This is a genomic window from Pseudomonas sp. RIT-PI-a (genome assembly GCF_001187875.1).
Lineage (GTDB): Bacteria > Pseudomonadota > Gammaproteobacteria > Pseudomonadales > Pseudomonadaceae > Aquipseudomonas > Aquipseudomonas coleopterorum.
In genome coordinates, this window is sequence record NZ_LGIR01000013.1 from 36,369 (window position 1) to 49,098 (window position 12,730).

Below are 12,730 nucleotides of genomic sequence, written 5' to 3' on the forward strand. Positions count from 1 at the left end.
GAACCTCTGCTCAGATGAACGCATCAAATGGAAAAGATCTTGCCCGGGTTCATGACCCCGTTGGGGTCGAACACGGCCTTCATGGCCTTCATGTACTGGATTTCGACCGGCGAACGGCTGTACTGCAGGTAGTCGCGCTTGACCATGCCCACGCCATGCTCGGCGGAGATGGAGCCGTTGTACTTGCGTACGGTTTCGAACACTTCGGTATTGACCAGCGCGCACTCGGCGAAGAACGCGTCCTTGTCCATGTGTTCGGGCTTGAGGATGTTCAGGTGCAGGTTGCCATCGCCGATGTGGCCGTACCACAGCACGTCGAAGGCCGGGTACCGTTCGCTGACGATGGCGTCGATTTCGCGCAGGAAGGCCGGCACTCTGGAAATGGTTACCGAAATGTCGTTCTTGTACGGCACCCAATGGGAAATGGTTTCGGAAATGTACTCGCGCAGCTTCCACAGGTTGCGCAGCTGCTGCTCGCTCTGGCTCATCACGCCATCCAGCACCCAGCCCTGCTCCACGCAGTGCTCGAAGGTGGCCAGCGCGGTGTCGGCGATGTCATCGGTGGTGGCTTCGAATTCCAGCAGGGCATAGAACGGGCAGGCCGTTTCGAACGGCGCCGGCACGTCGCCGCGGCCCAGCACCTTGGCCAAAGCCTTGTCGGAGAAGAACTCGAACGCCGTGAGGTCGAGCTTGCCCTGGAACGCGTGCAGCACCGGCATGATCGCGTCGAAGTCGGCGGTGCCGAGCACCATCGCGGTGAGGTTCTTCGGCGCGCGGTCCAGACGCATGGTGGCCTCGACGATGAAGCCCAGGGTGCCCTCGGCACCGATGAACAGCTGACGCAGGTCGTAGCCGGTGGCGTTCTTGACCAGGTCCTTGTTCAGCTCCAGCAGATCGCCCTGGCCGGTGACGACCTTGAGGCCCGCCACCCAGTTGCGCGTCATGCCGTAGCGAATGACCTTGATGCCGCCAGCGTTGGTGCCGATGTTGCCACCGATCTGGCTGGACCCCGACGAGGCGAAGTCCACCGGGTAGTACAGGCCATTCTCTTCGGCCAGGTTCTGCAACTGCTTGGTGATGACCCCAGGCTGGCACACCACGGTGCGGTCGGTGGCGTTGAATTCGAGCACCTTGTTCATGTAGTCGAACGACACCACCACTTCGCCGTTGGCCGCCACCGCTGCCGCCGACAGACCGGTGCGGCCGCCGGAGGGCACCAGCGCGACCTGGCGCTGGTTGGCCCAGCGAACGATGGCCTGGACCTGTTCGATGGTCTTGGGAAAGGCGATGGCGCTGGGGGCCGGGGCGTACTGTTTGGTCCAGTCCTTGCCGTAGGTCTCCAGGGAGGCGGCATCGGTGAGGACCTTGCCGGGCTCGAGCAGGGTCTTGAGTTCATCGATCAAGGCGTGGCTGTTCATGGACGCGACTCTGGAAGTGAAGGTTTCACGAATCGAGCAGTTCGCGGCCCGTCAAACCTCGAACCATTCATAGTCACCCTGAGAACGGCTCATGACCCAGGATGGGCGTACGACAGGGAGGCTATGCTAGCATACGCACCCCGCCAATCGAGCTCTGGCCCGGTGCGCGCCGCTTCACTTCCTGCCATTTTTTTCGGGACACAGGTTTACGCAGATGAGCAAGACTTCCCTCGACAAGAGCAAGATCAAGTTCCTTCTTCTCGAAGGCGTCCACCAATCCGCCGTGGACGTCCTCAAGGCTGCCGGCTATACCAGCATCGAGTACCACACCAAGTCGCTGCCCGAAGCCGAACTCAAGGAAAAGATCGCCGACGCGCACTTCATCGGCATTCGCTCACGCACCCAGCTGACCGAAGAGCTGTTCGACTGCGCGAAGAAACTGGTGGCCGTGGGCTGCTTCTGCATCGGCACCAACCAGGTCGACCTGGCCGCTGCCCGCGAACGCGGCATCGCCGTGTTCAACGCGCCGTACTCCAACACCCGCTCCGTGGCCGAGCTGGTACTGGCCGAGGCCATCCTGCTGCTGCGCGGCATCCCCGAGAAGAACGCTTCCTGCCACCGTGGCGGCTGGATCAAGAGCGCGGCGAATTCCTTCGAGATCCGTGGCAAGAAGCTGGGCATCATCGGCTATGGCTCGATCGGTACCCAGCTCTCGGTCCTGGCCGAAGGCCTGGGCATGCAGGTGTACTTCTACGACACCGTGACCAAGCTGCCGCTGGGCAACGCCACTCAGGTCGGCAGCCTGACCGACCTGCTGGGCATGAGCGACATCGTCACCCTGCACGTGCCTGAAACCGCCGCCACCCAGTGGATGATCGGCGAGAAGGAAATCCGCGCCATCAAGAAGGGCGGCATCCTGATCAACGCCGCGCGCGGCACCGTGGTCGAGCTCGACGCACTGGCCGAGGCGATCAAGGACAAGCACCTGATCGGCGCCGCCATCGACGTGTTCCCGGTCGAGCCACGCTCCAACGACGACGTCTTCGAAAGCCCGCTGCGTGGCCTGGACAACGTCATCCTGACCCCGCACATCGGCGGTTCCACGGCCGAAGCACAGGCCAACATCGGTCTGGAAGTGGCCGAGAAACTGGTCAAGTACAGCGACAACGGCACCTCGGTGTCGTCGGTCAACTTCCCCGAAGTGGCCTTGCCGGCGCACCCGGGCAAGCACCGCCTGCTGCACATCCACGAAAACGTGCCGGGCGTGATGATGGAGATCAACAAGGTCTTCGCCGAGAACGCCATCAACATCTCCGGCCAGTTCCTGCAGACCAACGAAAAGGTCGGCTACGTGGTGATCGACGTCGACGCCGAATACTCGGATCTGGCGCAGGAAAAACTGCAACAGGTCACCGGGACCATTCGTTGCCGCGTACTGTTCTGATAGCGGCCGGATTGCGGTGTGCCTGGCACACCGCGTCGTCTGGTTCGCGGCTGCTAGCCGCTCCTACAACCAACCCAGATCTCCTGTAGGAGCGGCTGGTAGCCGCGAACCAGGCGACGCGGTGTATCAGAACGGCTCATTGCCTCGCCGCCGAAACCAGCCCGTCAGCGACAGTCGATTGCGCTGTGCCGGCATCACTTCGTGCGGTACCTCTCCGGAAAGAAACACCACCAGCGTGCCACCGATCGGCTGCACGTCGTACGCCGTGTCGCCTTGCAGGTACATGCGCAATTGCCCTCCATCCGCTTCGCTCCAATCCGCATCGTTCAGGTACAGCACCGCTGAAACCATGCGCCGGTCATCGTCGCGAAAGCGGTCCAGATGACGCAGGTAGACACTGCCCGGCGGGTACAGGGCGAAGTGGCATTCGAAGTCTTCTAGCCCCAGGAACAGACCCCGGTTCAGGGCTTCGCGCAGGCTGTCCATGACCGCCAGGTAGGTGTCGCACGGCAGCGCTTCGCCCGGCTCGATCCACTGGATGCGATCACCACGAATGCCTTCGCGAATCTCCTGGGACGGGCCACGCCCGACCGCCGCTGGCGCCAACTCGCCCTGGGCATGACGGGTACGGCATTCGGCCGCCAGCGCCAGGGTCAACGCCTGGGGCACGAAGAGTTCCTGCTGCGACCAACCCTGCTCGGCCAGGTCGTCGACGATGCGCAGCAGCAGCGGATGGTCAGAAGGTATTTGCATGCCCGGCATAGTATCCATACGCCCGCAAAACCGACAGAGGCTTGCACAGTGTCGATGCATCCAAGCGCGATGCCTGTGTCACTTCTCGACAAAGCCTGGCAATGCCACGGACAATGGCCCCTTGCCGACAGGAGTCCCTATGCGCCGCGTCCTTGTGTTCTTGATGATGTTCAGTACGACGCCTGCCTGGGCCGACGACCACGACTTGCTGTACAAGGCCGCTGGCTGGCCTGAACAAAGAGCGCATTTCAGCGATGCCCTCAAGGCTGCCCAGCAGCGCTACCAGAACAGCCTGCCACCGGCTGTGTTTCAGGCACTGGTGAGCAACAGCGACCAACGCTTCGCGGCCCAGGCCATGGACCAGCGTGCCGAAGCGCGGCTGCGTCAGGGGTTGGCCGATCCCAAGCCTGCCCTCGCCTTCTTCGAATCGCCATTGGGCCGCAAGATCGTCGCCGCCGAACTGCTCGCCACCCGCAGCGACCAACTGGCCAAGAACGCCCAGGGTTTGCCGAAACTGCAGGTCGAGTCCACCCGCGCGCTGTTGATCGGCCACCTGGCCCAGGCCCTACCCGCCCGCCAGGCCGGTGCAGAGGTCAGCCTGGCGATCGCCGGGGTGGCCGCCGACAGCCTCAGTTCGATGATTCCAGGTCTGCTGGGAGGCGGTCAGGCCGCGGGTTTGCTCGATGGCCAGCGTGAGCGGCTGCAGCAGCAGATCGGCATCGATTTGAACAATACGCTGCTGTACGTGTACCGCGATCTGTCTGATCCGGAACTGGAAGAGTTCGTCAATTTCGCCGAGTCTGCAGCCGGGCAGGCTTATTATCAGGCCGCCCTGGAGGCGGTACGGGCAGGATTGGCGGTCGGCCAGGCGCAGGGCCGGCCTGGGGCTTAGCGTGCCCATGCGGGCCTATTCGCGGGCAGAGCTCCCACAGGATCCACTAATGCCTGTGTGGGAGCGGGGCGGGCGGCGAGTCCTCTGCCCGCGAATGGAGCGACGCGGTTACAGATTCTGGTCAAAAAACCCGAAACACTGCGCCCGAATCGGCGGCACCTCATTGACCAGATGATGCTTGCCCCCCGCCACCTGCAACAGCCGCACTTCAGCGAACTTGCCGCGCAGTACCTTGAGGTTATGCCGCCAATCCACGGTGTCATCGTCATCCCCCTGCACGATCGCCACCGTCCGCGGACTGCGCGGCGCGGCTTCGATGTGTTGCACCCACTGAACCAGCGCACCCACCCATGCCGTTGGCAGGCGCCGGGGTTGCAACGGATCGGCCTGCAGAAAAGGCAGAAAATCCACGTCGTTGCTATTGGCGCTGAAACGCCGCGCAATGCCGTTGACGAAAGGCTTGAGCAGGCGATAGCTGAGCTTGGACAGGCCCCACGCCACCGGCCGCACCAGCGGCGCCATCAACAGCACCTGCCCCTGTGCCGGTGACCGTGCCCCGTGGTACAGCAGATGGTCGATGATGATCGCGCCACCGGTGCTCTGGCCCAGCAAATGCCATGGCTGGGGCAACTGCAGCAGGCTCGCTTCGGCGAACAGGCCATTGAGGGTCGCCTGGTAATCGGCGAAGTTGTGGATGCTGGCCCGCTCTCCGCTGGACAGGCCATGACCTGGCAGATCGCAGGAAATGACCGCGAAGCCGCGCTCCAAAGCCCATTGCACGGCGTGCCGGTACAGCCCCATGTGGTCGTAGAAACCGTGCATGACGAACAGCGTGGCAATGGGTTGTTGCGGTATCCAGACCTGAGCGACGAGGTCGAAACCTGCTACCTTGAAGCAGCCCAGCCAGCTTTGCGCGGGAAGGTCGAGCTGGTAGAAGCGTTGATAGCCCTGGGCCTCGGCTGACAGTGGCTGTCGGGCGCTCAGGGGTTGCAGGGAGTTGCGCAGGGAATCGGGTTGGAATGCATGGGGCATGAGTGAGTATTCCAAGGCAATACGTGTGCTGGCTGTGTGGGCCTCTTCGCGGGCAGAGCCCGCTCCCACAATAAGCCCGCGCTGTGTCTGTGGAGTAGTGTTCTATTGTGGGAGCGGGCTCTGCCCGCGAAGAGGCCCTCAAGGGCGCTGACGATCCAGCGCCCTACCCCATCAAACCGACGCCACCGGCCGCTGTGCCTTTGGCTGCTGCCAGGAGTTCGCTGCACTTTCCTCGATGGCTTGCTGGATCGCCTTGCGGCGCCGCTCTTCGGCCTGACGACCGAAGTACCAGACCAGGAATGTCACCAACGACACCGCCAGCAGAATCAGGCTGGCCACCGCGTTGATCTCGGGCTTCACGCCCAGGCGCACCGCCGAGAACACTTCCATCGGCAGCGTCGTGGAGCCCGGTCCGGATACGAAGCTGGCCAGTACCAGGTCATCCAGCGACAGAGCGAACGACATCATCCCACCCGCCGCCAGCGATGGTGCGATCATCGGGATGGTGATCAGAAAGAACACCTTCCACGGCCGTGCGCCCAGGTCCATGGCGGCCTCTTCGATCGACAGGTCCAGTTCACGCAGCCGCGAGGACACCACCACCGCCACGTACGAAGCGCAGAAGGTGGTATGGGCGATCCAGATCGTGGCGATACCGCGCTCCTGCGGCCAGCCGATCACCTGTGCCATGGCCACGAACAGCAGCAGCAACGACAGGCCAGTGATCACCTCGGGCATCACCAGCGGCGCTGTCACCAGGCCGCCGAACATCGTGCGGCCCCTGAAGCGACTGATGCGGGTCAGCACGAACGCCGCCATGGTGCCCAGCGCCACAGCCGTTACCGCCGTGTAGCAGGCGATTTCCAGAGAACGCATGACGGCGCCCATCAGCTGGGCGTTGTCCAGCAGGCCAACGTACCACTGCACCGACCAACCGCCCCATACCGTCACCAGACGCGAGGCGTTGAAGGAGTAGATCACCAGGATCAACATCGGGGCATAGATGAAGATCAGCCCCAGTATCAGGATCAGTTTGGAGAACCCGAAACGCTTCATGCCTTGCCCTCCAGCTCTTTGGCCTGGCTGCGATTGAACAGCACGATGGGCACGATCAGAATCGCCAGCATCAGCACCGCCAGCGCCGAGGCGACGGGCCAGTCGCGGTTGTTGAAGAACTCCTGCCACAACACGCGGCCGATCATCAGGGTTTCCGGACCACCGAGCAGTTCGGGAATCACGAACTCGCCGACCACTGGAATGAACACCAGCATGCAGCCGGCGATGATGCCGTTCTTGGACAGCGGCACGGTGATTTTCCAGAAGCTGTTGAACGTGCTGGAGCCCAGGTCGGAAGCCGCTTCCAGCAGGCTGTTGTCATGCTTCACCAGATTGGCGAACAACGGCAGGATCATGAACGGCAGGTACGCATAGACCACACCGATGTACACCGCCAGGTTGGTATTGAGGATTTGCAAGGGCTGATCGATCGCCCCCAGCCACAACAGAAAGGCGTTGAGCAGACCGTTGTTGCTCAGGATGCCCATCCAGGCATACACGCGAATCAGGATAGCAGTCCAGGTCGGCATCATGATCAGCAGCAACAGCACGGTTTGCAGGTCCTTGCGCGCCTTGCTGATGGCATAGGCCATGGGGTAGCCGACCAACAGGCAGATCAGCGTGCTGAAGAAGGCCATCTTCAGCGAGCCCAGGTAGGCCGAGATGTACAGGTCGTCCTCGGTGAGCAGCGCATAGTTGGCGAAATTCAAGACCAGCTGGAATTTCTGTTCGGCGTAGCTCCAGATTTCGGTGTACGGCGGGATCGCCACGTCGGCTTCGGCGAAGCTGATCTTGAGCACGATGAAGAACGGCAGCATGAAGAACAGGAACAGCCACAGGAACGGTACGCCAATGACCATCTGGCGACCGTCGGGGATGATCCGCTTGAGCTTGCGTTTGATCTTGCGCAGTTTCATGAGCGCAGTACCACGCCGCTGTCGTCTTCCCACCAGACGAACACTTCGTCGTCCCAGGTCGGGCGGGCGCCGCGGCGCTCGGCGTTGGCCACGAACGACTGCACCAGCTTGCCGCACGGCAACTGCACGTGGAACACCGAATGACCGCCCAGGTAGGCGATGTCATGGACCTTGCCGCGCGACCAGTTGTGCTCGGTGGCCGGTTGCTCGGTGGTCACCAGCATCTTTTCCGGACGAATCGCGTAGGTCACGTTCTTGTCTTCGGCAGCGGTACTCACACCATGGCCGACATAGATGCTGCGTTCCAGCTCCGGGCTGCTGATCAACGCGTAGCCTTCCATGTCCTCGACCACCTGGCCTTCGAACAGGTTGACGTTGCCGATGAACTCGCACACCAGGCGGCTGGTGGGAGTTTCGTAGATGTCGATCGGGCTGCCGATCTGGGCGATCCAGCCCAGGTGCATGATGGCGATGCGCTGGGCCATGGTCATGGCCTCTTCCTGGTCGTGGGTCACCATCACACAGGTCACACCGACCCGCTCGATGATCTCCACCAGCTCCAGCTGCATCTGCGAGCGCAGCTTCTTGTCCAGCGCACCCATCGGCTCGTCGAGCAGCAACAGCTTGGGCTTCTTCGCCAGCGAGCGGGCCAGCGCAACGCGCTGACGCTGACCGCCGGACAACTGGTGAGGCTTGCGCTTGCCGTACTGGGTCATCTGCACCAGCTTGAGCATTTCCGCCACGCGTGCGTCGATCTCGGCGGCCGGCAGCTTGTCCTGCTTGAGGCCGAAGGCGATGTTCTGCGCCACCGTCATGTGCGGGAACAACGCATAGGACTGGAACATCATGTTGATCGGCCGCTCGTAGGGCGGCATGTCGGTGATGTCCACGCCATCGAGGAAGATGCGCCCCTCGGTCGGCCGTTCGAAGCCTGCCAGCATGCGCAGCAAGGTGGACTTGCCGGAGCCGGAACCACCCAGCAAGGCAAAGATCTCACCCTGATTGATTTCCAGGGACACGTCGTCCACGGCCACCGTTTCGTCGAATTTCTTCGTGACCTTTTCGATCCGGACCAGCACCTTCTTCGGTTGCTGGCTGCCTTCTAGGGCTTTTTTGTAGGCGCTGGAGGCAACAGCCATTCACGAAACTCCCAAACTTGAGTGAGGGCGGCTCTGGATCCGGCCGCCCCGAGTATTTATTTGCCCGACTTGACTTTGGTCCAGCTGCGGGTCATCAAGCGCTGCACCTTGGGCGGCAGCTCGACGTTGACGTAAAGCTTGTCCTGAATGGCCTGTGGCGGATAGACCGACTCGTCGTTGCGCACATCCTGATCCATGAACTCGCCGGATTTGAGGTTGGGGTTGGCATAGCCGACATAATCGCTGACCTTGGCAATCACCTCAGGTTTCAACAGGTAGTCGATGAACGCCAGGCCTTGCTTGGCATCCGGCGCATCGGCGGGGATGGCCAGCATGTCGAACCACAGGTTGCCGCCTTCCTTGGGAATCGAATAGGCCAGTTTGATGCCCTTGCCCGCTTCCTCGGCACGCGACTTGGCCTGGAACACGTCGCCGGAATAGCCCACGGCCACGCAGATGTTGCCGTTGGCCAGGTCGCTGATGTACTTGGAGGAATGGAAGTAGGTCACGTAGGGACGGACCTTGAGCAGCTTCTCCTCGGCTTTCTTGTACAGCTTCTCGTCGGTGGTGTTGGGGTCCAGGCCCATGTAGTTGAGCACGGCTGGAAACATCTCGTCTGGCGAGTCGAGGAAAGCGACGCCGCACTTGGACAGTTTCTTGATGTTTTCAGGCTCGAACACCATGGCCCAGGAATCGATCTTGTCGACACCCAGCACTTCCTTGATCTTGTCCACGTTGTAACCGATGCCGTTGGTACCCCACAGGTAGGGCACGGCGTACTGGTTGCCCGGATCGTTCTTTTCCAGGCGCTTGAGCAGCACCGGATCCAGGTTGGAGTAATTCGTCAGCTGGGTCTTGTCCAGTTTCTGGAAAGCCCCGGCCTTGATCTGTTTGCCCAGGAAATGGTTGGACGGCACCACCACGTCGTAGCCGGTGTGGCCCGCCAGCAACTTGCCTTCCAGGGTTTCGTTGGAGTCGAACACGTCGTAGATCGGCTTGATACCGGTCGCGGCTTCGAAATCCGCCAGGGTGCTTTCGCCGATGTAATCGGACCAGTTGTAGATGTGCACGGTGCCTGCCGCTTGGGCATTGAGCGCCAGGGTCAGACCCGCACCGATCAGCATGGCCTTGCGAAACAAAGAGTGTGACAAGTGCAGGTCCTCTCAATAGTCTGTTTTATATAATAAAACCGGCGCGCAACTTACCGTTCATGTCCTTGCGCCGCAATGATTGATTCCGCGAATCCCAGTCACAGCCTGGCTTCACTGACGCAGGATGAGTGATCAACGCCAGACCTGTGGGAGCTGGCTCTGCCTGCGATGAGGCCATCACTGGCTTACCGCTCCCACAGGGCCGATGCTTACTTGCCCGACTTAATCTTCGTCCAGCTGCGCGTCATGATGCGCTGCGTTGCCGCAGGCAGATCGGCGATGGCGTACAGTTTGGCCTGCACGTCGGCTGGCGGGTAGATACCTGGATCTTCGCTGATGGCTTTATCCACCAATGCCGTTGCAGCCTGGTTACCGTTGGGGAACTGCACGCTGTTGGTGATCTCGGCCATGACTTCCGGCTTCATCAGAAAGGTCATGAACTTGTAGGCGCCCTCGACGTTCTCGGCATCCTTGGGAATGGCGACCATGTCGAAGAAGCTGCCAGCACCTTCCTTGGGAATGTTGTAGCTGACCTTGACCTTGCCGCCGGCCTCTTCGGCGCGCGACTTGGCCTGGTAGATGTCACCCGAGTAACCCACGGCCACGCAGATGTTGCCGTTGGCCAGGTCGGAGATGTACTTGGAGGAGTGGAAGTAGCCGATCGAAGGACGCACCTTGAGGAACAGCGCTTCGGCTTCGGCAAGCTGCTTCTTGTCCTGAGAGTCGGTCGGATAGCCCAGGTAATGCAGGGCGATTGGCAGCATCTCGGTCGGCGAATCGAGGAAGCTGATGCCGCACGACTTCAGCTTGGCCGCGTTTTCCGGCTTGAACAGCAGGTCCCAGCTGTTGGTCGGCGCGTCGGCACCCAGGGCAGCCTTGACCTTGTCGGGATTGAAGCCGATGCCGATCGAGCCCCACATGTACGGGAAGGCATGCTTGTTGTCCGGATCGCTCACCGACACTGCCTTGAGCAGCGATTGGTTGAGGTTCTTCCAGTTCGGCAGCTTGGAGCGGTCCAGTTCCTGGTAAACGCCAGCCTTGATCTGCTTGGCCAGGAAGTTGTTGGAAGGCACGACGATATCGTAGCCGGACTTGCCGGCCAGCAACTTGGCTTCCAGGGTTTCGTTGCTGTCGAATACGTCGTAGACGACCTTGATCCCCGACTCCTCCTCGAACTGCTTGATCGTGTTCGGCGCAATATAGTCCGACCAGTTGTACACGTGCAGAACCTTGTCGTCCGCCTGCGCAGCACTGGCCATCGCCCCCATCAGGGCCGCGGCGAGGAGGGTCTTGCCAAATATCTTCATGCGTTGTGCTCCAATTTTATCGAAATCCGATGTCGAGATTGCTGGGGAAGCTGCCGATGCCCTGTGGGTGCTGGCGCTGTCTGCGAACGGCGTGAATCGGTGTCGCGGCCATTCGCGGGCAGAGCCCGCTCCCACAAAGGGTGTGACCATTCGCGGGCAGAGCCCGCTCCCACAGGGGGTACGAACATTCGCGGGCATAGCCTGTTCCTACAGGGGCAGGCATCAATTCGTCAGCCTCGGCAAGCCTAGCATTTAGCCACCTAGCGCTTCGAGTGTCAGGTCAAGGCAAAGGCGTGCCTTGCTCACCAGCTCGTCGATCTCGGCATGGCTGATGACCAGCGGCGGAGCGATGATCATGGTGTCACCGACGGCGCGCATGATCAGCCCGTTGTCGAAACAGAACTGCCGACAGATCATGCCGGCGCCACGGCCTTCGTGGCGGCTACGGGTAGCCTTGTCCTTGACCAGTTCGATCGCCCCAAGCATGCCCAGGCCGCGCACCTCACCCACCAGCGGGTGGTCTTGCAGCTCCCGCAGACGCTTTTGCAAATACGGTGCCGCCTCGGTGCGAACGTTATCGACGATATGCTCGTCGCGCAGGATGCGCAGGTTTTCCAGCCCCACTGCCGCCGCGACCGGGTGCCCGGAATAGGTGAAGCCATGGTTGAAGTCGCCGCCTTGGTTGATCACCTTGACCACCTCGTCGCGCACGATCACCCCGCCCATGGGGATGTAACCGCTGGTGAGGCCCTTGGCGATGGTCATCAGGTCGGGCGCCAGGTCGTAGTAGTCGCTGCCGAACCAGTGGCCGGTACGGCCAAAGCCACAGATCACTTCATCGGCGACGAACAGGATGTCGTAGCGCGCCAGCACTTCCTTGACCTTCGGCCAGTAGGTGTCGGGCGGAATGATCACCCCGCCGGCGCCCTGGATCGGCTCGGCGATGAACGCCGCGACGTTGTCTTCGCCCACTTCCAGAATCTTCTTTTCCAGCTGCTCGGCGGCCCAGACACCGAACTCGTCGGGGGTCATGTCGCCCCCCTCGTCGAACCAGTACGGCTGGGCGATGTGCACGATACCAGGGATCGGCAGGTCACCTTGCTCGTGCATGCCCGACATACCGCCCAGGCTGGCACCAGCCACCGGGGAGCCGTGGTAGCCATTGACGCGACTGATGATCACCTTCTTCTCGGGTTTGCCCTTGAGCGCCCAGTAATGGCGCACCAGGCGCAGCACGGTGTCGTTGCCTTCGGAGCCTGAACCGGTGAAGAACACATGGTTCATGCCCGCCGGCGCCAGGTCGGCGATGGCCTTGGCCAGCTCCAGCGCAGGCGGGTGAGCGGTCTGGAAGAACAGGTTGTAGTACGGCAGTTCACGCATCTGCGCGCTGGCCGCCTGCACCAGTTCTTCGCGACCGTAGCCGATCGCCACGCACCACAGGCCCGCCATGCCGTCGAGAATCTTGTGCCCTTCGCTGTCCCACAGGTACACGCCATCGGCCTTGGTGATGATCCGCGGACCCTTGTTCTTGAGCTGCGTGTAATCGCTGAAAGGCGCCAGGTGATGGGCGCTGCTCAAGTCCTGCCAATGCTGGGTCTGGGGGTTGTTGTTGCTCATCTGT

The 12,730-nt window shown here is 61.7% G+C and carries 11 protein-coding genes; 2 read left to right on the forward strand and 9 right to left on the reverse strand.

Annotation, left to right across the window (positions count from 1 at the left end; all coding sequences use genetic code 11):
* Positions 1 to 23 precede the first annotated feature (23 nt).
* Complete coding sequence (locus AC788_RS08645; protein WP_049860259.1) at positions 24 to 1,418, reverse strand: FAD-binding oxidoreductase; 1,395 nt, start codon at positions 1,416 to 1,418, stop codon at positions 24 to 26.
* 214 nt (positions 1,419 to 1,632) lie between these two features.
* On the opposite strand from AC788_RS08645, the gene serA reads away from it, so the two are divergent.
* Positions 1,633 to 2,862: a phosphoglycerate dehydrogenase gene (serA, locus tag AC788_RS08650; RefSeq protein WP_049860260.1), complete on the forward strand. Its 1,230-nt coding sequence runs from the start codon at positions 1,633 to 1,635 to the stop codon at positions 2,860 to 2,862.
* 126 nt (positions 2,863 to 2,988) lie between these two features.
* On the opposite strand, the gene AC788_RS08655 is transcribed toward serA, so the two are convergent.
* Positions 2,989 to 3,624 (reverse strand): 2OG-Fe(II) oxygenase, encoded by a 636-nt coding sequence (locus AC788_RS08655; protein ID WP_049860261.1) that lies wholly within the window; start codon positions 3,622 to 3,624, stop codon positions 2,989 to 2,991.
* A gap of 130 nt (positions 3,625 to 3,754) precedes the next feature.
* Between AC788_RS08655 and AC788_RS08660 the strand changes: the two genes are divergently transcribed.
* On the forward strand, positions 3,755 to 4,507 hold the full coding sequence (locus tag AC788_RS08660; protein WP_049860262.1) for a DUF2059 domain-containing protein: 753 nt from the start codon (positions 3,755 to 3,757) through the stop codon (positions 4,505 to 4,507).
* Positions 4,508 to 4,615: 108 nt separating this feature from the next.
* On the opposite strand, the gene AC788_RS08665 is transcribed toward AC788_RS08660, so the two are convergent.
* The 7 genes from AC788_RS08665 to AC788_RS08695 all read right to left on the reverse strand — a co-directional run bounded on the left by AC788_RS08665 (position 4,616) and on the right by AC788_RS08695 (position 12,726).
* Entirely contained in the window at positions 4,616 to 5,539 is a 924-nt protein-coding gene (locus AC788_RS08665; RefSeq protein WP_049860263.1) for an alpha/beta hydrolase, read from the reverse strand.
* Positions 5,540 to 5,710: 171 nt separating this feature from the next.
* On the reverse strand, positions 5,711 to 6,595 hold the full coding sequence (locus tag AC788_RS08670) for an ABC transporter permease subunit (RefSeq protein ID WP_049860264.1): 885 nt from the start codon (positions 6,593 to 6,595) through the stop codon (positions 5,711 to 5,713).
* On the reverse strand, positions 6,592 to 7,473 hold the full coding sequence (locus AC788_RS08675) for an ABC transporter permease subunit (protein WP_161804295.1): 882 nt from the start codon (positions 7,471 to 7,473) through the stop codon (positions 6,592 to 6,594). The genes AC788_RS08670 and AC788_RS08675 overlap by 4 nt, the downstream gene beginning before the upstream one ends.
* A gap of 35 nt (positions 7,474 to 7,508) precedes the next feature.
* Positions 7,509 to 8,651, reverse strand: coding sequence for a polyamine ABC transporter ATP-binding protein (potA, locus tag AC788_RS08680; protein WP_049860266.1), 1,143 nt, complete (start codon positions 8,649 to 8,651; stop codon positions 7,509 to 7,511).
* 56 nt (positions 8,652 to 8,707) lie between these two features.
* Entirely contained in the window at positions 8,708 to 9,802 is a 1,095-nt protein-coding gene (locus AC788_RS08685; protein ID WP_152965726.1) for a polyamine ABC transporter substrate-binding protein, read from the reverse strand.
* A 209-nt stretch (positions 9,803 to 10,011) separates the two neighbouring features.
* A complete protein-coding gene (locus AC788_RS08690; RefSeq protein ID WP_049860267.1) occupies positions 10,012 to 11,109 on the reverse strand; it encodes a polyamine ABC transporter substrate-binding protein in 1,098 nt (365 codons plus the stop codon).
* 252 nt (positions 11,110 to 11,361) lie between these two features.
* On the reverse strand, positions 11,362 to 12,726 hold the full coding sequence (locus AC788_RS08695; protein ID WP_049860268.1) for an aspartate aminotransferase family protein: 1,365 nt from the start codon (positions 12,724 to 12,726) through the stop codon (positions 11,362 to 11,364).
* Positions 12,727 to 12,730: the final 4 nt, after the last annotated feature.